Annotated in this window: 17 protein-coding genes; 11 read left to right on the forward strand and 6 right to left on the reverse strand. The window is 37.1% G+C overall.

Annotation, left to right across the window (positions count from 1 at the left end; translation table 11 throughout):
- Window positions 1-328: 328 nt before the first annotated feature.
- The 3 genes from DCO46_RS06040 to DCO46_RS06050 form a co-directional block, all read right to left on the reverse strand.
- Window positions 329-715, reverse strand: coding sequence for a DUF5367 family protein (locus DCO46_RS06040; RefSeq protein ID WP_116751668.1), 387 nt, complete (start codon window positions 713-715; stop codon window positions 329-331).
- Window positions 716-726: 11 nt separating this feature from the next.
- Complete coding sequence (locus tag DCO46_RS06045; RefSeq protein WP_116751669.1) at window positions 727-1,563, reverse strand: NAD(P)H-binding protein; 837 nt, start codon at window positions 1,561-1,563, stop codon at window positions 727-729.
- 71 nt (window positions 1,564-1,634) lie between these two features.
- Window positions 1,635-2,513, reverse strand: a complete 879-nt coding sequence (locus tag DCO46_RS06050) for a helix-turn-helix domain-containing protein (protein ID WP_116751670.1) — start codon at window positions 2,511-2,513, stop codon at window positions 1,635-1,637.
- 397 nt (window positions 2,514-2,910) lie between these two features.
- Here DCO46_RS06050 and DCO46_RS06055 point away from each other — a divergent pair, with 397 nt between their 5' ends.
- On the forward strand, window positions 2,911-3,150 hold the full coding sequence (locus DCO46_RS06055; protein WP_116751671.1) for a hypothetical protein: 240 nt from the start codon (window positions 2,911-2,913) through the stop codon (window positions 3,148-3,150).
- A 51-nt stretch (window positions 3,151-3,201) separates the two neighbouring features.
- Window positions 3,202-5,586, forward strand: coding sequence for a hypothetical protein (locus DCO46_RS06060; RefSeq protein ID WP_116751672.1), 2,385 nt, complete (start codon window positions 3,202-3,204; stop codon window positions 5,584-5,586).
- Between the two features lie 21 nt (window positions 5,587-5,607).
- Here the strand turns inward: DCO46_RS06060 and DCO46_RS06065 are convergent, their stop codons facing one another.
- Window positions 5,608-6,336 carry an AAA family ATPase gene (locus DCO46_RS06065; RefSeq protein ID WP_116751673.1) on the reverse strand — a complete coding sequence of 243 codons (729 nt, stop codon included), beginning with the start codon at window positions 6,334-6,336 and terminating at the stop codon, window positions 5,608-5,610.
- A gap of 250 nt (window positions 6,337-6,586) precedes the next feature.
- Here DCO46_RS06065 and DCO46_RS06070 point away from each other — a divergent pair, with 250 nt between their 5' ends.
- From DCO46_RS06070 to DCO46_RS06105, 9 genes are all read left to right on the forward strand, one after another.
- Entirely contained in the window at window positions 6,587-7,063 is a 477-nt protein-coding gene (locus DCO46_RS06070) for a TlpA family protein disulfide reductase (RefSeq protein WP_116751674.1), read from the forward strand.
- Between the two features lie 3 nt (window positions 7,064-7,066).
- Window positions 7,067-7,675, forward strand: a complete 609-nt coding sequence (locus DCO46_RS06075) for a thioredoxin family protein (protein ID WP_116751675.1) — start codon at window positions 7,067-7,069, stop codon at window positions 7,673-7,675.
- 212 nt (window positions 7,676-7,887) lie between these two features.
- Complete coding sequence (locus DCO46_RS06080; protein ID WP_116751676.1) at window positions 7,888-8,514, forward strand: LuxR C-terminal-related transcriptional regulator; 627 nt, start codon at window positions 7,888-7,890, stop codon at window positions 8,512-8,514.
- Window positions 8,515-8,688: 174 nt separating this feature from the next.
- The gene (locus DCO46_RS06085) at window positions 8,689-10,221 is read left to right on the forward strand and encodes a pyridoxal phosphate-dependent decarboxylase family protein (protein ID WP_116751677.1); all 1,533 of its coding nucleotides are present in this window, start codon (window positions 8,689-8,691) and stop codon (window positions 10,219-10,221) included.
- 10 nt (window positions 10,222-10,231) lie between these two features.
- A complete protein-coding gene (locus tag DCO46_RS06090; RefSeq protein ID WP_116751678.1) occupies window positions 10,232-11,563 on the forward strand; it encodes a lysine N(6)-hydroxylase/L-ornithine N(5)-oxygenase family protein in 1,332 nt (443 codons plus the stop codon).
- Window positions 11,564-11,565: 2 nt separating this feature from the next.
- Window positions 11,566-12,666 carry a heparan-alpha-glucosaminide N-acetyltransferase domain-containing protein gene (locus DCO46_RS06095; protein ID WP_116751679.1) on the forward strand — a complete coding sequence of 367 codons (1,101 nt, stop codon included), beginning with the start codon at window positions 11,566-11,568 and terminating at the stop codon, window positions 12,664-12,666.
- A 16-nt stretch (window positions 12,667-12,682) separates the two neighbouring features.
- Window positions 12,683-15,079: a GNAT family N-acetyltransferase gene (locus DCO46_RS06100; RefSeq protein ID WP_116751680.1), complete on the forward strand. Its 2,397-nt coding sequence runs from the start codon at window positions 12,683-12,685 to the stop codon at window positions 15,077-15,079.
- A gap of 3 nt (window positions 15,080-15,082) precedes the next feature.
- The gene (locus tag DCO46_RS22630) at window positions 15,083-15,679 is read left to right on the forward strand and encodes a GNAT family N-acetyltransferase (RefSeq protein WP_165828851.1); all 597 of its coding nucleotides are present in this window, start codon (window positions 15,083-15,085) and stop codon (window positions 15,677-15,679) included.
- Window positions 15,680-15,688: 9 nt separating this feature from the next.
- Window positions 15,689-17,476, forward strand: a complete 1,788-nt coding sequence (locus tag DCO46_RS06105) for an IucA/IucC family protein (RefSeq protein ID WP_243416262.1) — start codon at window positions 15,689-15,691, stop codon at window positions 17,474-17,476.
- Window positions 17,477-17,600: 124 nt separating this feature from the next.
- Here DCO46_RS06105 and DCO46_RS06110 read toward each other — a convergent pair whose 3' ends face one another.
- Both DCO46_RS06110 and DCO46_RS06115 read right to left on the reverse strand, forming a co-directional pair.
- A complete protein-coding gene (locus DCO46_RS06110) occupies window positions 17,601-17,846 on the reverse strand; it encodes a hypothetical protein (RefSeq protein ID WP_116751681.1) in 246 nt (81 codons plus the stop codon).
- Between the two features lie 244 nt (window positions 17,847-18,090).
- Window positions 18,091-22,065 carry a hybrid sensor histidine kinase/response regulator transcription factor gene (locus DCO46_RS06115; RefSeq protein ID WP_116751682.1) on the reverse strand — a complete coding sequence of 1,325 codons (3,975 nt, stop codon included), beginning with the start codon at window positions 22,063-22,065 and terminating at the stop codon, window positions 18,091-18,093.
- Window positions 22,066-22,503 lie beyond the last annotated feature (438 nt).

A 22,503-nucleotide genomic window follows, 5' to 3' on the forward strand; every position in this document is an offset into this window, starting at 1 on the left:
AATCATAATGTAAATAATGAATTAGGGTCTTCAAATGTAATTTTTTTTAGGGAACATCCGATGTGATTTTATAAGTTTTAAAATATAATATGAATGAAATTTTGAAATGCTGTTTTGTGAAGGGCTTATAAAATAAAAACCCATTTTTTTTGGTTTTTGTAAGTTAAAAAAGCTAAAAAACAAATTTGTAGGAATTGATTTAAGTATATTGTAAACCAGTATTTTGTAATATTTAATTTAAATAAATGATTTATGCGTAAAAATAAAAAAATCCAATTGCTGAAAATTGGATTTTTTGTTGCGTGAAAATGAAAAAATAGGATTGGATTTAATTTTTTGGCTTAATTTTAATCTTCCAAAAAGTATAAACGGTGATTATATTTACACTTACTAAAATCCAAAGAACCGAACTCGAAAAAAAGCTTTTATAACTCCTACCGTTCGGTATTTCAACATACGGAACTGTAATGAAAACGTCTAAAACCAGGGCGGTAAGTGACATTACGATTCCCAGAATCAATCCGTTGATTTTTGAACCGTTTTTATAATAAAAATAAGCTCCTGTTATAGAATATAAAATTATCATTATCAGAACTATTAAGGCCTGTGTGTTAAAGTTGTTTTTTAATATTGGAATTAAGCCTGAAACATAGAAAGAAGCACTAACACAAAGCCAGACAAAAATGCCGGGAAGCAGAATTTTGATACACTTCATAGCTTTGGATTTTAAACATTAACGGTGTTCCAGATTCCGCTTTTTGCTGTTTCTTTTGCGTAAGTGGCAAAATTGGTCGGTTTGCGGCCGGTTACTTTTTCAATATCATGCGTAATGCCCGAATTTCTTCCATCCAGAACCTGTTCAAAAAGGTAATTTACCAACCAGATATGATCCTCCGGAACCTGATATTCCCGTAACATTTGGATGTATTCTTCCAGAGTCAAAGCCTGAAATTGGATCTCCCTGTCCGCTGCTTTGGCAATAATCGAAACAGCCTCTGGAAAGGTAAGTAATTCCGGCCCGGTAAGTTCGTATGTCTGACCGTTGTGTTTGTCGTTTAAAAGGCACTCTGCAACAACATCTGCAATATCATCTGCATCTGTAAAAGGCTCCAGGGCTTCTGCTCTTGGTAAAGCTACAAAACCGGCTAAAATGGGATCTAAAAAGAAGCTTTCGCTAAAATTCTGATTGAACCAGCTCGCCCTTACAATCGTCCAGTTTTTAGCGGAAGCTTTTACAATTTCTTCGCAAACCTGCGCTTCTTTTTCGCCTCTTCCGGATAATAATACCATTTTCTGAACCCCAAGCCTGGTGGCCAGAAATGTAAATTTCTGAATGATTTCTATTGCTGCAGGAACGGCCAGATCGGGCTGAAAAGTAATATAAACCGTATCTGCTCCGTTAAGAACTGCCGGCCAGGTTTCGGGATTTTCCCAGTCAAAAGCCGGTTCTGCAGTGCGTGAACCCATTACGATTTCGATATCATTTCTTTGCTGTAAACGTTCCGCAACTCTTTTTCCTGTTTTTCCGTTAGCACCAAGTACTAAAATTTTCTTTTTGCTCATATCAATATTTTTTAAATGAATACTGATACAAAGGTGTTTAGTTCCTGATTAAACCATTTGTTGCAAAAGAATTATGATTTGTTTGAAAAGCATTTTTGCCTGACGTCATTTGGTCGCGTGGCAAATTTTTTATAGAAGGCATTCGAGAACGAACTAAGGCTTTCGTAACCCACTTCCCAGGCCGCTTCCTGTACAGTTTTGTCACTGTTTTGCAATAGTTCATACGCTTTGTTCAGACGTTCTTCCTGTACATATTTAAAAACCGGAATACCAAATAACTCCTTGAAATTCTTTTTTAGTTTATTGCTGTTAAGTCCCACCATCTTTGAAAGTTGGGTAATCGATGGCGGCTGTGAGTAGTTGTGCGTAACAATTTCCCTGGCCTGAAAAATTTTGTCCCTGTCTTTTTCAGAAAAATCGATTTTCTGATCTGTTGACAATAAGGCAAAAAAATGCGACAGAAGTTCATTGACCTGACTTTTTAAAAACAATAAACGTGTATTTTCAGTATAGGTGGTATGGAATATTTTCTGAACCGCCAACTGCATTTCGAGTGTCATATAAAACGATGGGCCTTTTACAAAATGCTCCTGCGGATTTAATAATTCGGGCAGGTATTTTTCAAAAATCTCTTTCTCTGCCTGTGGTAATAAAGGCAGATTTTTTAGTTTGGTAAAAATACTAATCGACTGCAGAGGCTTATCAGGCTCGATTTTGTGGGCAAATTCTACCTTCTGGTTTCCAAAAAAGCAAATGGCCAGACCGGTTGTGTTTGTTAAGTATTTGGTTTGTTGATTGTGTTTTATTTCGAGTTCGACATTGCCCGAACCATAAAAGGCAAATCCAACAGCATCCCCGTCGATTTCGCATTTCTGAATGAATGTTTCCGAGGCATTTGATTGCTCGATTAAAACAATAAAGTCATTTAATTCGATGATGTCTGTTGTCATTTTTTAGGAATTATGGTATTGTCTGCCAGGTTTTTAATAGGACATCAAATTGAAAATTTGTTACGTGAATTTAAAAAATATTTTTTAGCCGGAGATTTAAATTAGTTGAAGAAACGGTTTTACAGGCTTTACGAATGTTTCAAATTATAGCATAAATCATATTCATGTTTCATTTTATAGAATGAAACATGTTTGCTTGATATTGTATGTTAGTTATTGGTAATTTAGTCATAACCAATAAATTAAGCCTATTCGGGTATAAATCTATAGCATGAGATGTTTTTAAATCATGACAATAAGTTGTGGAAAAGACAGCTAAAACAGGTCTGTTACTAATCAACAGGCAAAGGCTTTTTATAGTTGTTTATTGATTTACTAATCTATAAAACCAAAAAATATGTCTCTTCCCAGTGAATTATACAATGCAAAATTTGCAGAGTATATCGAATCTCTTAAGATTTTGTATTTGGTTGATGATCAATTTAAATCGATCTGTAATGAATATTGCAATAGTCGTATAAAGACCGAAAAATACAAGAAAAAGTTTGAAAAAAACTTCAGGAATAAATTAGAATTTGAAAACCTGTCAAAAGAACTGGAAGAAGAAATCCTGATTTACCTGATCCGGAATAAATAGCCAACATATAAATCATGAAGAATTAAAGTTTTACTCCTTAAAATCAAAGTTATGAATTGTACTAAAGTTATAAAAAAGACACTTGAAATACTTCTTATTAGTACTGTTTTAATCTCTTTTTCGTGCCAAAAGAACAAAGATGAAAAATTAGCTGAAAATGTAAAACCTTCCGTTGATTCTGTGGCAACAACAGACATTGGCTGGCCAAGGGAGGTTACAGTCAACGGATCAAAACTGGTATACTATCAGCCTCAGATTGATCAGTGGAAAGATTTTAAAGAACTGACCGCACGTGTTGCGTTTTCCCTTACCCCAAAAGGCGAAAAAGAGGTTCTGGGCGTAGCTTCTTTACAATCAGAAACGCTGGTAGACAAAGATTCGAGAAATGTATTTTTTAAAAATATTGCAATAACCGATGTCCGGTTTCCGGCTCTTGATGAAAAACGGGTACCTAAAATGGAGCAATTGCTAAAAGAATTATTTCCAAAAGGAGGTGACCCCATTTCTTTGGACCGTGTAATGGCTGATATGGAAAAAAACAGTGTACCGGCAACAGGTGTTGCGGTCAAAAATGATCCTCCACCCATATTTTACAGCTCAGACCCATCTGTGTTGCTTATTGTGCAGGGAGAACCTGTTTTGGTTCCGGTAGAAAAAACAGATATAAGTTATGTAGTCAATACCAATTGGGATTTGTTTTTTGATAAACCCTCCAAAAATTACTATTTACTGGTTGAAAATGTATGGCTGACTTCCAAAGTTTTAGACGGAAAATGGACAAAAACAAGCAGCTTGCCAAAGGCTTTGAACAATTTACCTTCAGGCCAGAATTTTGATGAAGTCAAAAAAATGATTCCGCCGCCATCTGTGAAAACAGAATTGCAGGTTTTCTTTAGCAATAAACCGGCTGAACTGATTTCGGTAGACGGCACACCTAAATTTGTAAAAATCCCCGGCACACAGCTAATGTATATTGAAAACACAGAAAATGACATTTTTGCGGATCAAAAAGACGGACAGTACTATGTTTTATTATCCGGCAGATGGTTTAAGGCCAAAGAACTGACAGGACCATGGAGTTATTCTACCAATAATCTTCCGTCAGATTTTGCAAAAATACCCAAAGATTCGCCACGTGCCAGTGTACTTTCATCCGTGCCCGGTACAATTGAAGCTTCAGATGCCGTAATGTTATCTCAGGTTCCGACAACTGCCATTGTAAAAAAAGCGGATGCTGAAGCCAAAGCTAAAGTAAATTATGACGGTGAACCTCAATTTAAGCCCATAGAAGGCACTTCTATGCAATATGCGAGCAATACTCAGGAAAAAGTGATAAAGGTAGGCGATATGTATTATTTGTGCTTTCAGGCAGTCTGGTTTATGTCTACTCAGCCAAATGGACCCTGGAAGGTTACAAATTCAGTTCCAAAAGAAATTTATAGCATTCCGCCAAGCTCGCCTGTTTATAATGTGACGTACGTTACCCAAACCAATGTGACTGATACAACGGTCGAAAGCAGTACAACGGCAGGTTATTTCGGAGCTTTTGTTGTCGGAGCTATTATAGGTTCTGTCCTCACGTACGGAACAGGGTTTTATTATCCGCCCTATATGTATTATGGACCCATGTATCCAATTTACCGTCCGTGGCCTTGTACCTATGGTATTGGAGCGGTGTATAACCCGTGGACGGGAGGCTGGGCAGCCGGAAGAGCGGTTTACGGCCCTTACGGAGCTGCCGGAACATCTGCCTGGTACAATCCGGCAACAGGACGATATGGACGTTCGGCAAGTGTACAGGGCTGGTATGGCGGACGCACCGTTGCCAGTTCTTATAATCCGTGGACAGGAAATTACGGAAGAACAGTTCAATCTCACAATGCCTATGCGCAATGGGGGCATTCTGCTGCATCAAACGGTCATGACTGGGTAGAAAGCGGACATGTAACAACGAGACGCGGAACTGTAATGGGGTATAAGACTTCAGGCGGCAAGGAAGGCGTTATAGTACATCACAGAGGCGGCGGAACAACAATTCATACCAATAACAACCTGTACGCCGGACATGACGGGCATGTGTACAAAAAGGACAGTAACGGAAACTGGAGCCATTATAACAACGGCAATGGCGGCTGGACGCAGGCGGGAACTTTGGGATCGTCTAAAAATTCAGGCGAAAGGATTCAGCCTTCAGGAGATAAAATTCAGCGGGACAATAATCTGAATTTGCAAAAACCGGACAGAGTACTCGGTTCACCAGATAAACCACTTGGAGAAGCCGGTCGTTCCAGCACAATTGACGGACTGAACCATTCTGATTTTTCGCGTCAGAGAGGGGAGACGCAGGCACGAAATTTCCAAAATTTCCAGAGAAATAGTGGTAGCCGACTCGGTGGCGGAGCCACAGGCGTCAGAGGTTTCAGAGGAAGAAGATAAAAAAACAGGGTTTAGAAACGATTATTCTAAACCCTGTTTTGTATTCTTTTCAAATTCTAATTCTGCAATAATCTGTTTTTTCATCAGGGTATGAATATAATCTTTGGCCTCAGCATACGAGATATTATATTTTCTCGGAATATCCTGTAAATGAAGTGGAAAAGCCTCCAATAACTGGTCATAATAAACATCCAGCTGATCTTCATCCGGCATTTCAAATTGTAATCTTAACTGAAATCTCCTCAATAATGCGGTGTCAATTGCGTGATAATGATTCGTAGCGCAAATCAGCAGGCTGTCAGCCGGTAAATAATCAATTAGCTGGATAATCGTATTTACCAGACGTCGCATTTCGCCCACATCTTTATCATCGCTGTCACGGCTTTTTCCTATCTGGTCAAACTCATCCAAAAATAAAACCGATTTCTCCCGAATTGCTTTGTCAAATATCGCTTTTACATTTTTGGATGTTTCACCAATCTTTGCATTGATTAACGTGCTCAGGTTGATAATCACAATGTTTTTGTTTAAAGCTGTAGCAATAGCTTTTGCCGTTGTAGTTTTACCACAGCCCGAGTGACCGTGCAGCAGGATTTTGTTGTCAACCTTAAGATTGTATTTTTTTAATTCCTCAAGATATTGGTGTTCTTTTATGGTTTGGGTTAAAGCAGCTTTGTTTTCATTACTAAAAAACAAATCGTTTAAAGCAATTTTTTCGGTATCAGTTACGGTAAGTTCGTACAGATTCATTTTTATGTTTTATTTGGTGCAAAATTAGAGTTTATTCCGCAATATTCTTATTTCAGATTCCTTTTGTAAAAGATTGTTTCAGTTGTGAATTAATCCTTTTTATCAGCGAACAAGAGTAGAAATTATCAGGGTTGCAATAATAATCCAGTTTTGATTATTGAAAATAGTCCAGCCTTAGCAGATTCAGTAAATAAAATTTTTCTGGTTGCGATTCATTAGTTTATATTTGTAAGAAGCAATACTTAGTAAAATGAAAATCAGAACTTTTATACTTTATGTTCTTCTTTTGACGGTATCGGTGATGTCTTACGGACAAAACGTAAAACTAATTACAGTCGATCAGCTTCAGGAAAGAATAAAAAACGGAAAAGACAGTACGTATGTCGTTAATTTTTGGGCAACCTGGTGCGCTCCCTGCATCAAGGAATTGCCTCATTTTGAGAAACTGGGACAGGAAAACAAATCAGATAAACTGGCAGTATTATTAATCAGTGTTGATTTTAAATCAAAACTAACTTCCGGGGTTGTGCCATTCGTTAAAAGAAAGAACCTTAAAAATCAGGTTTTTCTTTTAAATGAAAGCAATCCGCAGGAATATATAGACCGTATAGATCCGTCCTGGTCAGGAAGTATTCCGGCAACGCTTTTTATTAAAAACGACAAACGTAAATTTGCCGAAAACGAATTTACTTACGAACAATTAGTAACTGAATATAAAAAATTATAAATCATGAAAAAGTACATCACCCTTGTGCTGGTTTTTACAGCTATTCTTTCTCAGGCACAAAGCAAAACACTAAAAGCCGGAGAAACTGCACCTGATTTTAAACTGAAAAATGTAGATAACAAAGAGATTTCTTTTGAAAGTTACCCGAAAGCAAAAGGATTTATTGTGGTTTTTACCTGCAACACCTGTCCGTACGCAATAGCTTACGAGCAAAGGATTTTAGATCTGGATAAAAAGTTCAAATCACAGGGTTATCCGGTAATTGCCATCAATCCAAATGATCCTGAAGCTTCAAAAGCAGATACTTTTGATAAAATGCAGGATCTGGCAAAAGCGAAAAAATATTCTTTCCCTTATTTATTTGATCAGGGGCAAGTAGTTACAGACCAGTACGGAGCCAAACATACACCGCATCTTTTTGTGGTTTCCAAAACAGAAAAGGGAACCGTTGTAGAATATACCGGAGCAATTGATAATGACCCGGAAGGAACGAAGACGGAAAAAACAAAATATGTTGAAGATGTTATAGCTTCTTTATTGAGTAATAAAAAACCAGCCATTACGGAAACAAAAGAAATTGGCTGTACAGTAAAAAGAAAGCCCAAAGCATAATTAACTGTAACGAACAACATTCCAAATGTTTCAAAAAACGTCCCGATAACCGGGGCGTTTTTTTATTTTTGGAACCAAAATATTTATAATGTATTTTCTTGTTATTAACATAAAAGATGAATTCAATATAAGAAAAAAACTATTTTTTAATGTTTAGTTTGCTTAATTAACTGATTTATATCTATTTTTGTTTAGACCAAATCTAAATAACAATGAAAAATTTCCTTATTGCAGATTCTGAAAACCTACATATAATTGGGCTGAAATACACACTCAAAAAGCTCGTAAAATCTCCCAATTTAAAAATTGTAAACTCAAGAGAAGAATTATTTAGATGCTTAAACTCCGGTATCGTTGAATGTCTGATCATTGACCCAAATAATATCTTTCTTTTTTATGATGATGATCTGAAAATCCTGAAAGCAGATTATCCCAAATGTAAAATCATCATCTTATCTTATTTTAAAAATAAACAAACCATCGACAGCTTTCTGAAAGATAATATAAACGGCTTTATTTCAAAAGACTGCGAAGAACAAACCATTTATGACGCTTTGTACAAAATCGAACATGGCGAGCGCTATTTATGTCCCAAAACTTTAAATGCTCTTATTGACTCTTTTGTACTTCCAAAACAGGAAAGTGATGAAAAACTTACTTTGCGTGAGTTCGAAATTCTGAAACAAATCGCAAAAGGTAATGACGGAAAAAAAATAGCATCACAGCTTTTTATCAGCATTCATACTTTTCGTACCCACAGAAAAAATATTATGAAAAAGACGGGCAGACATACCACTTCTGAACTGATTTTGTATGCTTTAGAAAATAAAATAAGGTAATTTTCGTATAATATAAAATCATTTCAGAGATTATTTCCTACTATAGGTGAGGTATTTTATCTACCTCTTTTGTAGAAATAATTTTCGCTTTTTTGTGGTATTGATTACATTTTTGATCGCCTCTACATTTGTCAAAAAATATTCTTTAGAATCAATCTAAATAAAAAAGAACAAATGGAAGCACAGGAAAACCTAGAATCAATACTGCAGGAAAGGGTAGTTAAGGGAAAGCATAATAAACATGTTTTCTCCAATAACAAAAAATCGATTGGGATTTATACCAAAAGCATGAAAAAGGCTATCAGGACAATTGGTAACCACTTAAAAGAAAGAAATACTCCGTTTACCGGAGCTACAATTTCATCAATCAAAAACAGGATTGATACTATCCATCTCGAAAATAATACGGAAGGAAAAAGCCTGGACTACGTTTTAGACGAACTAAAGGATATTTACCTAAACGACTGTATCCATTTTCATGATCCAAAATACATCGCACATCTTAATTGCCCGATTTTAACGCCAACACTGGTGGCCGAAGCTTTTGTTTCGTCCTTAAATTCTTCGATGGATACCTACGACCAAAGTACCGGCGCCACTTTTATAGAATTAAAACTGGTCGATTGGACAATTGAAAAACTGGGCTATCCTAAAAACGCTGACGGAATTTTTACCAGCGGCGGGACACAATCAAACATGATGGGACTGCTTTTGGCAAGGGATCATTATATCAAAAAACACTACGGAATTGATCCAAAAATGGACGGGCTTCCGCCTGAAGCTTCTAAATTCAGGGTTTTATGTTCTGAGGTAAGCCATTTTAGCTTAAAGAAAAACTTAAGTTTACTGGGATTAGGGCAAAATGCTGTGGTTCCGGTTGCTGTTGACGCTAACTTTAAGATGAATACCAATGCCCTGAAAAAGGTAATTCAGCAGCAAAAAGACTTAGGAAATATTCCGATTGCTGTGGTGGGAACTGCAGGAACAACCGATTTTGGTTCTATTGATCCGCTATCGGAAATTGCTACGATCGCGTACGATAATGAGTTGTGGTTTCATGTTGATGCGGCCTATGGCGGCGGATTGTTAATCAGCAATGCGCATAAATACAAACTGGACGGAATCGAATTGTCTGATTCGGTTACCATCGATTATCATAAAACATTTTACCAGCCGGTAAGTTCAAGCGGATTCTTTATGCGTGACAAATCGTTTATCGATTATATAAAATACCACGCCGATTACCTGAATTCCAAAGAACAGGAAGACGAAGGGATTCCAAACATGGTCAAAAAATCAATCCAGACGACACGCCGTTTTGATGCTTTAAAATTGTGGTTTACACTGCGAATGATTGGTACCGAAGGTTTAAGTTCTTATATGGAAAAAGCGATGGACAACGCCCAGTTTACCGCAGAATTGCTTCAAAACAGGGAAGATTTCGAAATCATCCATAATCCTGAAATTAGCGCCATTGTGTTTCGTTACACGCCATTCAAAGAAAACGGAGCTTCGTTTTGTGCTTTGAATTCGTATATCCGTAAGGCGATTTTCAATGAAGGTAAAGCAATCATTACCAGCACAAAGGTCTACAATGAGGTTTTCCTGAAATTCACTTTGCTAAACCCGCTTACGACTCCTAATGACATTCAGGAAGTCATTGACCTGATCGTACATCACGGACAGGAATATTCATTAAAAAATTAATTCAGTTACCATGCAACATAAAATATACGACTTTATAGCAGTTGGAGTAGGACCTTTTAATTTAGGCCTTGCCTGTCTGACAGCCCCAATTGAGAATCTTGACGGTTTGTTTTTTGATAAAAATGAATCGTTTAACTGGCACCCGGGAATGTTATTGCAGGATACGACTTTACAAATTCCGTTTATGGCTGATCTGGTTACACTGGCAGATCCGACGAGTCCTTTCAGTTTTCTGAATTACATCAAAGAACAGGGAAAAATGTACTCTTTTTACATTCGTGAGAACTTTCTTTTACTAAGAAACGAATACAATCAGTATTGCCAGTGGGCGATCAGAAAACTTCCTAATGTGTTTTTTAATATAGAAGTTACCGCGATTGAATATGATGAAAATCAAAAGATATACCTGGTAAATACACTTTCTGTAAAAACAGGAATTACCACTGTATATCAGACCAAAAAAATCGTTCTGGGAACCGGAACAGCACCGCATATTCCGAAATCCTGTCAGTCTTTGCACGGAAAAGCAATTCATTCTTCGGCTTATATCCAGAACAAAGCTTCCCTTCAAAAGCAAAAATCAATTACGGTTTTAGGAAGCGGACAAAGTGCAGCTGAAGTTTTTAATGATCTGTTACAGGAAATTGATGTTTACGGCTACCAGCTGAACTGGATCACGAGATCATCAAGGTTTTTCCCGATGGATTACAGCAAGTTAACGCTCGAAATGACCTCTCCGGAATATGTTGATTATTTCTACAATCTTCCTTCGGACAAAAGAGATCATTTGCTTAAAAATCAGAAATTATTGTACAAAGGAATCAACAAAGACCTGATTGCAACCATTTTTGATACTATTTACAATAAAAAAGTCATTACTGAAATTGATGTTAATTTAAGAACGAATGCCGCCTGTACAAAAGCTTCTTTTGACGAAAATAACGAAACATTCGAGTTAGAATTACATCAGGTTGAACAGGATAAAAGATACCGTCATAAAACCTCTGCACTTGTTCTGGCAACAGGTTATGGTTACAAAATGCCACGTTTTCTGGAAGGAATTGCCAACCGGATTCAGTGGGACGAAAAAGGCCGTTTTGCAGCCAACAGAAATTATACAATTGATGCTAATGCCAATGAGGTTTTTGTGCAAAACGCTGAATTGCACACACACGGATTCGTCACGCCGGATTTAGGAATGGCGTGTTACAGAAATTCATACATAATCAAAGAAATTACCGGAATCGAACATTATGCCATAGAAACCAAAATTGCATTTCAGGAATTTGGTGTTCCGGCAGCTGAAGTTATTGAATCTCCGGTATTTGAAACTATCGCATAATTATGGAAACAGTACAACAAAAAAAGAGAGTTCTGGCAATCGATATTGCCAGAGGTATGAGTGTGATTTTGATGATGATGATTCACACTATGCTGATATACGGGACAATTCCGACACAAACCAATACCATTTTGGGCGAAATCACTTTATGGCTGGGACGCGGAACAACCATGTTTCTGGTAAGTATGGGAATTTCGTTTGTTTTGTCGAGAAGACAGAGTTTTACCGCCGTCTGCAAAAGAGCGTTATACATTCTGGCGATTGGTTACGGGATGAATTTTTTGAAATTCCTTGTCCCGGAATTTATTTTTGGAGGGCTTCCGGAAGCTTTTGTTTCGGCTTATGGCTTAAAATCGGGCACTTTAGAAACAGGAATTTTCTTTTTGCTTTTAGGAGATATTTTGCAGCTCGCAGGAGTTACGCTGTTTATAATGGGATTGATCAATCATTTTAGCAAAAGCAAATATGTACCTCTTGCGGCTGCATTATTCATAATTGCAGTTTCTAAGGAATTAAGCGGTTTCAGAATCGGGATTACAGGATTGGATTATATCTGTGATTTGCTGTTCAGCAACCAGTTTAATGTGTATTTCCCGGTTTTCCCGTGGAGCGCTTTTATCCTGATCGGAATGTTTTTGGGAAGATGGTATAAGGAACTGAATGAAAATCAGGAATTGTTTTTCAAACGAATGTTATTCGTCGGAATTGGTTTTATGATTTCAGGAAGTCTTTTAAATTTCTCTAATCCGGAATATCATTTTGGAGATTATTACCATTTAGGCCCGGGCGGAAGTATTTTACTTCTTGGTGCCAATCTGGTGCTGTATTGGCTGATTAATATTGTGGTTCAGCTGTTTAAAGAAGATAACAGTGTTTTTAATTTATTGATTTTCTGCAGTAAACATGTGACAAGTTTATACGTGATTCAGTGGGTTTTGATCAACTGGGGAATGTATGTGATTGGATTCTGGAATCAGACTCAATTGACGGTTTTGGTTCTGTTTCCTGCCGTTATTGCACTTAGTATCTCTGTACAGCTTGCTTATAATGAACTTAAAAAGCAATTGCGTACAAAGAAAGCCCGAAAAATTGCTCTGAATTAATTTAAATAGTAAAAAAATGAATACCTATAATTCTATTTATTCTACCACAATTCCGGATTTCGGGACTATAGATTTCCGTCCGCTGCAACTGGATAATGATGCTGAAATCATTCATGACTGGGTCAATCGTGATTATGCGCAATATTGGGGAATGCAGGGAAAAAATCTCGAAGAGGTGCGTTCGGAATATGAAAAAATAACCAAAGATTCAGATGTTTTTATCGGACTGGTAAACGGTGATGTTTCTTTTTTACTGGAACGTTATAATCCAAAACACGATATAATCGGAAATTATTATACCGTTCAGGATTACGATTGCGGGATGCACGTCATTGTGGCGCCATCTGCAAAACAGGTTCATCAGTTTACCTGGCATATTTTTTCGGCCATCATGAAATTTGTTTTCAGTGATCTCAGAATTCAGCGAATTGTTGTAGAACCGGATATCCGAAACAAAAAAATGTTTGGCATTTGCCATCGTGTTGGTTTTGAAGATGCCGACGTGGTTCATTTACCGCACAAAACAGCTTTGCTTGCATTTTGCACGAGAGAGCAATTCATTAAAAAAACAGATTCAGTAAACCTCAATACAAGTGAAATGAGCGAAAATCAAATTGAATTTCCGGAACAGGCGATTACGCACATCCAGCCGGAAGTATGGGAAAAAGCCAATCGTTTATTGGTAAAAAAAGCAATCTGTGAGTTTTCGCACGAACTTTTGATCGAACCGGTTGCAGAACAGGATCTTCAAAACGAAAACCAATATTCATTGTTTTCAGACGATAAGTCGGTAAAGTATATTTTCAAAGGACAATTACTGGCGATGAATCATCTTAATATCGAAGCAGATTCTATTCAAAAATATAAAAATGAACAGCCGGAAGCTTTAGATGCTGTTGATTTTATTCAGGAATTCAAAACAAGCCTTGGAATTTCAGAACAGCTTCTTCCGTCTTATATCGAAGAAATTATCAGTACGCTTCACGGAAGCTGTTATAAATTATTAAAAGAAAATTCCACTTCAAAATCCCTTGCCAATTCTGATTTTCAGACTATTGAACAGGCCATGATGGAAGGGCATCCCGGTTTTGTGGCCAACAACGGAAGAATTGGCTATAACAGTATGGACTACAAAGCGTATGCACCCGAAACCGGAAATCCGTTCAGGATATTATGGCTGGCGGGTCACCGCGACAGAACGGTATATGCCGGAACCAAAAAACTGGATTATGATACGCTGATTCAGCAGGAATTAGGTACGGAAACCATCGCAAAATTCAATGCCACTATTTCAGAAAAAGGGCAGAATCCGGACGATTATTTCTTTATTCCGGTTCATCCGTGGCAATGGTTTAATAAGCTGGCCAATTTGTTTTCACCCGAAATTGCCAAACAAAAACTAATCTGTGTAGGTTACGGCCCCGATTTATATCAGGCGCAGCAATCGATAAGAACATTATTCAACCTGAGTAATCCTAAAAAGTTTTATACCAAAACATCACTTTCCATCCTGAATATGGGCTTTATGCGTGGTTTGCCGGTATTTTATCTGGGAACTGCACCGGAAATGGCCGAATGGCTGGATCAGTTATTAAGCAAAGACGAATACCTGCAGGAAGTTGGTTTCGGAATGCTTGGTGAAGTGGCTTCGGTAAGTTACATCAATCCGTATTTTGAAAGTTTCGGAAAACACAATCCGTACAACAAAATGATCGCTTCCTTATGGAGGGAAAGCCCGGTTGCCAAACTGAAAAATGACGAACAGCTGATGACGATGGCGGCTTTTTTACATCTGGATAAAGACGGGAAATCCTTATTGTCTGAAATCATAAAAGCATCGCCTTTGTCTATAGATAACTGGCTTTCAGAATATTTCAAAGTTTATCTGAGCCCGTTATTGCATTGTTTTTACCAGTATGATCTGGTTTTTATGCCGCATGGCGAAAATCTTATTTTAGGTTTGGAAAACCATGTTCCGGTTCGCTCTTTTATGAAAGACATTACCGAAGAAGCGGTTATTCTAAACCCGGATGTGGTAATTCCTAAAAATATTGAAAGGATTTATGCTGAAGTTCCGGAAGACGTAAAATTACTGTCGATTTTTATTGATGTTTTTGATGGTTTCTTCCGTTTCATGTCAGCGATTTTGGTTTCAAGTGATAATTATAATGAAGATCGTTTTTGGGAATTGGTCGCAGAATGTATTTCTGATTATCAGGAAGCGAACCCGCATCTGGAAGCAAAATTTGAGAAATACGATTTGTTTGCCAATGAGTTTCAGTTGTCCTGCCTGAACCGTTTACAGCTGAACAACAATAAAACGATGATTGATCTTGATGATCCGGTGGCGTTGTTGCAATTTCAGGGAAAATTGCAAAATCCGATTGCACCTTATAAAAAAATAATAGCTTAAGAGATGAATAGTATAATAACTCATCCTGAAAATGACGTCGCAACTGATGTTGTTTTTGTAAAAACGATTCCGGGTTTAGGTGTTTTTGAGCTGCGTCCGATCGATATGCAAAGTGATATTGCCCTGATTCATAACTGGGTAAATCGTGATTATGCCGTTTACTGGGAAATGAATGGATTTTCTGAAGAAGATGTAAGGGAAACGTATTATAAGATTCAGGAAAAAGCGCAGGTTTATATCGGGGTTTTCAACGGAAATGTGGCTTTCTTACTGGAATGTTATGATCCGAAAAATGATATTGTTGGCGATTATTACGAAGCCGAAAAAGGCGATAAGGGCATGCATATTCTGGTGGCACCGTCCGAAAAAGCAATTCCGAATTTTACCTGGACCATTTTTACGGTAATTCTGGATTTCATCTTTTCTGATGCTGCGAATAAGCGAATTGTAGTGGAGCCCGATGCACGAAATCATAAAATTCATTTGCTGAACAAAAGAGCCGGATTTGTTTTTCAGCGTGTACTGGACTTACCGCACAAAAAAGCCCATTTGGAATTTTGTACGCGAAATGATTATTACAAGGCATTACAATCGGTTTAATTTATGAAAATGAAAACACCAACTCAAAACTTAAAACACCTGACCAAAGAAAACTGGGACAGGGCTAATGCCATATTGCTGAAAAAGACACTAAGCGAATTTGCCCATGAATTACTGATTTTACCCATTCAGAACAAGGACAATTCGTATAGTGTTTTTTCTCCGGACCAAACGATAGAATATACTTTTGAAGCCTCTGTTTTAGCTTTAAATCATTGGTCAGTTGCCATTGAATCCATTCAAAAAACGATAAATAATGTGGCATCGCCATTGCGTTTACTGGAATTTATTATTGAATTTAAAGAGGTTTTAGGAATAAGCGAAAGCCTTTTGCCGACTTATCTGGAAGAAATTACAAGCACTTTGTACAGTACGGCCTATAAAATCTCGAATGAAAAATATTCTTCAAAAGATTTATTAGATCTGGATTACCAAAAGACAGAACACGCCATGACCGAAGGGCATCCTTGTTTTGTAGCCAACAGCGGTAAAAACGGTTTTAATATTGATGATTTTGCTACCTATTCGCCCGAAGCCAATGCGCCCATACAATTGTTATGGCTGGCCGGGCACAGGAGCAAGGCTACTTTTTCGGGAATTGAGAATCTGGATTATCAAAAAGTACTGCAACAGGAATTATCTGCCGAAACAATTGCTTTTTTTGAAAATGTAATCACGTCTCAGGGATATCACATTGAAGATTATTACTTTTTCCCGGTTCATCCTTGGCAATGGTTCAATAAACTGGCACTGATTTTTGCTCCCGATATTGCCGAAGGCCATTTGGTTTGTCTGGGTTATGGCGAAGACGAATATTCGGCTCAGCAGTCTATCCGTACTTTTTTTAATCTATCGTCACCGGAAAAATTTTATGCCAAAACAGCACTTTCTGTTATCAATATGGGTTTTATGCGCGGACTTTCTCCTTATTATATGGAAAGCACTCCGGCCATAACCGAATGGGTGGCAGATTTGGTTGAAAATGATGCCTACTTACAACAAAAAGGTTTTACGCTATTGGGAGAAGTGGCCACAATTGGCTATCGTAACTTTTTGTACGAACCTTTAGGGCGAAGTATTCCGCATAATAAAATGCTGGCGGCTTTGTGGCGCGAAAGCCCAATTCCGAAATTAGCAAAAGGGCAGAAGATTATGACTATGGCGGCTTTGCTGCACGTTGATCAGTCCGGAAATTCTTTTGTTTCCGAATTAATAAAAGAATCCGGAATAAGTGCAAAATCCTGGATTAAAAGTTATCTGGATGCTTATCTTTCGCCTTTGCTGCATTGTTTTTATCAGCACGAAATGGTTTTTATGCCGCATGGCGAAAACCTGATTCTGGTTTTAGAAAATCATGTTCCGGTAAAAGCGATCATGAAAGATATTACCGAGGAAGTCATGCTTTTTAATGGAGAAATTCCGTTGCCGGAAAAGGTAAAACGTATTCATATTGATATAAAAGAACCGTTGAAAATCTTGTTTTTATTCAATGATGTTTTTCAGTTTTATTTCCGTTTTCTGTCGGCTGTTTTATCAGAAAGCAAAACACTTGCCGAAGAAGATTTCTGGTCTGCTGTTGCCGATTGTATTCTGCAATACCAGGAAGAGCATCCGCATCTGAAAGAACAGTTTAAAAAGTACAATTTATTTGATTCCGAATTTGATTCCTGCTGTCTGAACCGTTTGCAATTGCGCAACAACAAACAAATGCTGGATTTGGCAGATCCGATAGAGAGTCTGCAATTTGTCGGAAAACTTAAAAACCCTGTAGCGGCTTCAGTTTTGCTATTAAACTAAATCATTTTCCAGTTATGTCATTTCGAAGGAGAAATCTCCGTTTGCTGAGCAGGTTTGCCTGGTTTCTTCTGAAGATTTCTCCTTGTTCGAAGTGGCAATTTTGTTCAGATAAGATGTTGAAATATTACGAATTAGCGTCAATAATATTTTTTACAATAACTATAAAAGTCTCTGTATTTTTAATTTCCTGTTTCATGGATAATAAAACATGATCGGCCAGTTTAAACTGTTCCATCATATCTTTCTTCAAATATTTTATCATGGACTCCAGGCTTCGGGTGTCGTTTTCTTTTTGATTTTTTAATTCACGTTGTTTGCTTTCCAAATATTCTAACGTCCTTTTTAACCTCTGAATGTTTAATTTTTCCAACCTGTTTCTACTTTAAAATTAAGAAAAAACGATAATCAAGAGTGTGATAAATCCAATATGCTCCAAAAAACTATTACCATTTGAATTTACCCTGATCAAGAGTACCGTTTCCTCCATTTACGTACAAACAGATGATTTGGATTGAGAAAGTTTAAAAAAAATTGAAAAGAAAATTGAAAAGAAAAATTATCTTTTGTAACTTATTGAAATTCAGGTTTTATTAAAAAATAATAGCAGAAAAAAATTATTTCAAATTGCGTAAATATTCAGAAGGGGAGATTCCGAATTCATTTTTAAAGTTTACGGTAAATCTTTTGGGTGAATTAAAACCAACCGCATAAGCAATCTCGGCAATCTGAAGCTGACTTTTTTCCAACAGCTGTCGGGCTCTTTTTAATCTTACGGTTCTAATGAATTCCGCAGGGCCTTTTCCGGTGATGTGCATTAGTTTTTTGTACAAATGCGTCCTGCTCAGACCAACGATGGCACTTAGTTCTTCTACTGTAAAGTCGGGATTGCTAATGTTTTCCTCAACCGTTTTAATCGCTTTTTCGATTAATTGTTCATCAAGGGAAGTAATCGTGATTTCGCTTGGCGCAACATCAATTTTCTGGCTGAAAGCCTGATGTGATTTTTTTGTCCAGTCCAGAAATTTGTCAACACGAAGTTTGAGCAGATTAAAATTAAAAGGTTTCGTCAGATAATCATCCGCACCCAGCATAAGTCCTTCAATTTTATATTCTTCTGCCGTTCTTGCAGTCAGTAAAATAACCGGAATATGTGACCATTCGATCGTGGTTTTAATCTGGGCGCACAATTCTGTTCCGCTCATTTTAGGCATCATCACATCGCTTACCACAATATTGACGTTGTTTTCCTGAAGTTTTTCTACAGCTTCCAATCCGTTATAGGCTATTAAAACCGTGTAAAATTCAGAAAGACTTTCGGACATGAAATCGCAGAAATCCTTATTATCATCTACAAAAAGCAAGATTGGCTTTTCGTCTGTTTTCTTTTCAGGAATGATTTCCAATGCTTGTATCTGCTCCTGGTTTTTGACTTTTTGTACCGGAAGGCAAAAGGTAAAAACGCTGCCTTTCGGCGAATTGTCTTTAACCGAAATACTTCCTCCATGCATGTTTATGTATTCGCGTACAATATGAAGCCCGATTCCGCTTCCGGTATTTTCCTCGCTTTGTTCTGCCTGATAAAAACGTTCAAAAATATTTTTCTTTTCATGATCGGGAATCCCATGTCCTGTATCTGAAATGGTCACGCATATGTTTTTATTTTCCTTATAAATATGCAGGTTAATACTTCCGCCATCGGGTGTGTATTTAAAAGCATTCGATAAAAGGTTAAAAAGAATCTTCTGCACTTTTACACTGTCAAATTCCATCAGAAACGTTTCCATTTCACTTGTATAAGAGAATTTTATGTTGCGGTCTGTGGCATACGACTGAAAAAGCGTGCATCTTTCTTCGATATAATAAACAAAATCGCCGGCTTTTAAGTTCAGCTGTTCGGTACCCACGTCAAGTTTTCTAAAATCGAGTAATGAGTTGATGAGCGTCATTAACTGCTCTACATTTTTATACACGATGTTCAGTTTTGCTTTAAGACCTTCTTCCAGATCTTTATTCAAAATAGTCTGTAACGGAATGGTAATCAGTGTAAGCGGTGTTCTTAAATCGTGACTGATGTTGGTGAAAAAGCGCAGTTTCATTTCATTTAGATTTATCTGCTGCAGATGTTCTAAGTTAATTCGTTGTTGTTCAAGTTCTTTTTGATGTTTTTTCTTTGTCTGTCTGATAAAGTAAATCGTAATTCCGGCAATTGCCAGCATATAAAACAATATTGCCCAGCCGGATAAATAGAAGGGAGGCATTACTGTAATATCTAATACGGTCGCTTTTTCGTTCCAGATTCCGTCGCTGTTTGAAGCTTTTATTAAAAGCTTGTAGGAGCCCGGAGCCAGTGATGAAAATTCAATTTTGTTATTTTCTGTCGGAAGCCATTGATTATTAAAACCTTCGAGTTTATATAAATAGCGGACTTTATCAGCATTGATTAAATCTGCGGTGGTAAACTGAATGGCAATTAATTTATCATCATGACTGAATTTTATTTCAGACGTTTGTTCCATAGAACGTATCAGCAATCGTCTCCCGTTGTAGAGCGAATCTACCTGAACCGGAGTATTGCCAAGGGTCAACCCTGTAAAAATAACTTTGGCAAGAGGTTTGCTTTTCTCTGCCATTTTATTCGGATTTACAGTAGTATATCCTTCCGTGCCTCCTAAAAGAATATCTCCGTTCTCCCGTTTGTAAATCCCGTGTGTATTAAAGTAATTATCACGTAGTCCGTCTTTTGCAGAGAAATTTCTGCTGCTTATTTTCAGTATCCCTTTTGCATTGGGTTCAACACTCAAAACCGATAAGCCATTGCTTGTCGTTACCCAGATATGCTGGTGATTGTCTTCGATAATTCCTTTGATGATATTATCGCATAAGCCATTCGTTTTGTCAAAATAATAAACGGTGTCCTTTTTAGTGTCCCAAACAGATAAGCCTTTTGAGTGCCCAAGCCATACATTTTGCCTGGAATCCCGAAAAATACTGGAAGTAAACTGCTGTCTGAATTTTTGGGTTTTGCTTTTGTTTCCGGAGAGTTTTTCCTGCTTTCCTGTAACGATATCAATAGTAAAAAGTCCGCTGTCTGTGCCAACATATAAGGCATCACCATTGTCGTAAAACATATCGAGGGTAAATTCTAAACCTTTGATTGTTTTGGTTATTGTTTCAAAACGGGCTACATCATTTCGAAGGCACTGAATTCCACGCCCCAGCGTACCGATCCATAAGTTGCCATAACGGTCTTCTTTGAGGCTCCAGATGTCATTTGAATTTAAAGTACTATTCTCTGTGGTATAATGCCTGAAACTTCCGTTTTCATAACAAAATAATCCATTTAAATAAGTTCCAACCCAGATTCTGCCTTTTTTATCTTCGAGTAAAGTTACTATCACATTGCTCGCAATAGGCATTTTTCTGATACTGTTTCCGGTGGATTTTTCTTTGAGATACAAACCGTTTCCGTCGGTTCCGAGCCAGAGATTTCCGTTTTTGTCTTCCAGAAAATTACTTACGTCTTTGCAATCCTGCAGTTCTGTATTAACGAGATTTCCGAAACTGCTGTTATAATACGAAATGCCTTTTTTGTTATGGCCTGCCCACATTGTTCCGGTATCGTCTTTATACAAACATCCGATATTATTTGAAGCAATGGAAGAATTTGAATTTGGGTTATAAATAATGTTGGTAACTTCAGTAGTAACGGTATTATAAACAAAAATGCCCTGATGATCTGTTCCGATCCAGACTTTACCGTTTTCGCCGTCTTTTATGTCAAATATTACATCGTTTTGCGAGTTAACAGACGAGTTGAGTGTGATTTTTTTCCACTCTGTCTGACTGTTTTTCTGATAAAAGACCGAAGCCGTTTTAGAATAAATCCATAAGCCGTTTTGGGCATCGGTATAGATTTTATTTTTTTGATTTCGAATGTTTTGTGTGACGAAACCGGGAAGTTTTAGAATAGATTCCTTACCGTCTTTTTTGGTTGTTTTTAAAATATTCCCTGATTTCAGGATTCGGAAAAGAGTATTTCCGTTATCGCCTAAAAAAATATCCGAAGCTTCCGTTATTTTTTCTTTGGTCAGGAAGGTTTTTAAAGCTTTTTTATGCGTGTCATAAACAAAAACTTTATTGCCGTACAAGACCCATAAATCCTTGTTTTTATCTACATAAATTTTGTAATTCTGATCTGCTTTTATTCCAAATTCCTTTAGTAAATTCGGAATATCACTTCTAAAATTATCCTTATTTCGCTGATAGACAATATAACTGAATTCGGTACTGATCCAGATATTGCCCAAACCGTCTTCCTGTAGTCCGCGGATATCGTCATTTATTATCGAGGAAGGTTTATCTGATTTTGTTGCATATACCTTAAATCCGTAGCCATCATAACGATTTAGTCCGGATTCTGTACCAATCCACAAGAAACCATAACTGTCTTTGAGAATGCTTTTTATGGTGCTGTTAGAAAGTCCGTCGCTGGTTCTTAAATGATGAAATGTATACGATTGTCCCGCAGCTTCAAAGCAAGCGAGAAGCGAGAAAAAAAGGAGGTATACAATTCGGTTAAAAGGGTTCATTTAAGGTCACAGCTTTTGAAAGCACAAGATAGTATATTTTGAGAAGGTATAGAAAAAATGTATTGCCACGAATTACACGAATTCCACGAATTTATTAAATATTGATGAAAGAATAATTCGTGAAATTTGTGTAATTCGTGGTAACAAAATCTTAAAATTCCATCATAAGACGTCTTAATTATACCTACAAGGTTTTTAAAACCTTGCAGGAGTTGTTATATGAAATTTGCAGAATATTTTGAAATTAACGTTCCTGCAAGGTTTCCAAAAACCTTGTAGGTATGCTTACAAAATAAAAAGAGGTTTTATGCTAATAAACCTCTTTTTTGTTTTATTTCAGCTTAATAGTCTGCTGCTGTCCGTCATATGTAATTTCTTTTCCTTTCGCCTCATATCAATATTTAATGAATTCGTGAAATTTGTGTAATTCGTGGCAAC

Source organism: Flavobacterium sp. HTF (assembly GCF_003105115.1).
In the GTDB taxonomy this organism is placed as follows: domain Bacteria; phylum Bacteroidota; class Bacteroidia; order Flavobacteriales; family Flavobacteriaceae; genus Flavobacterium.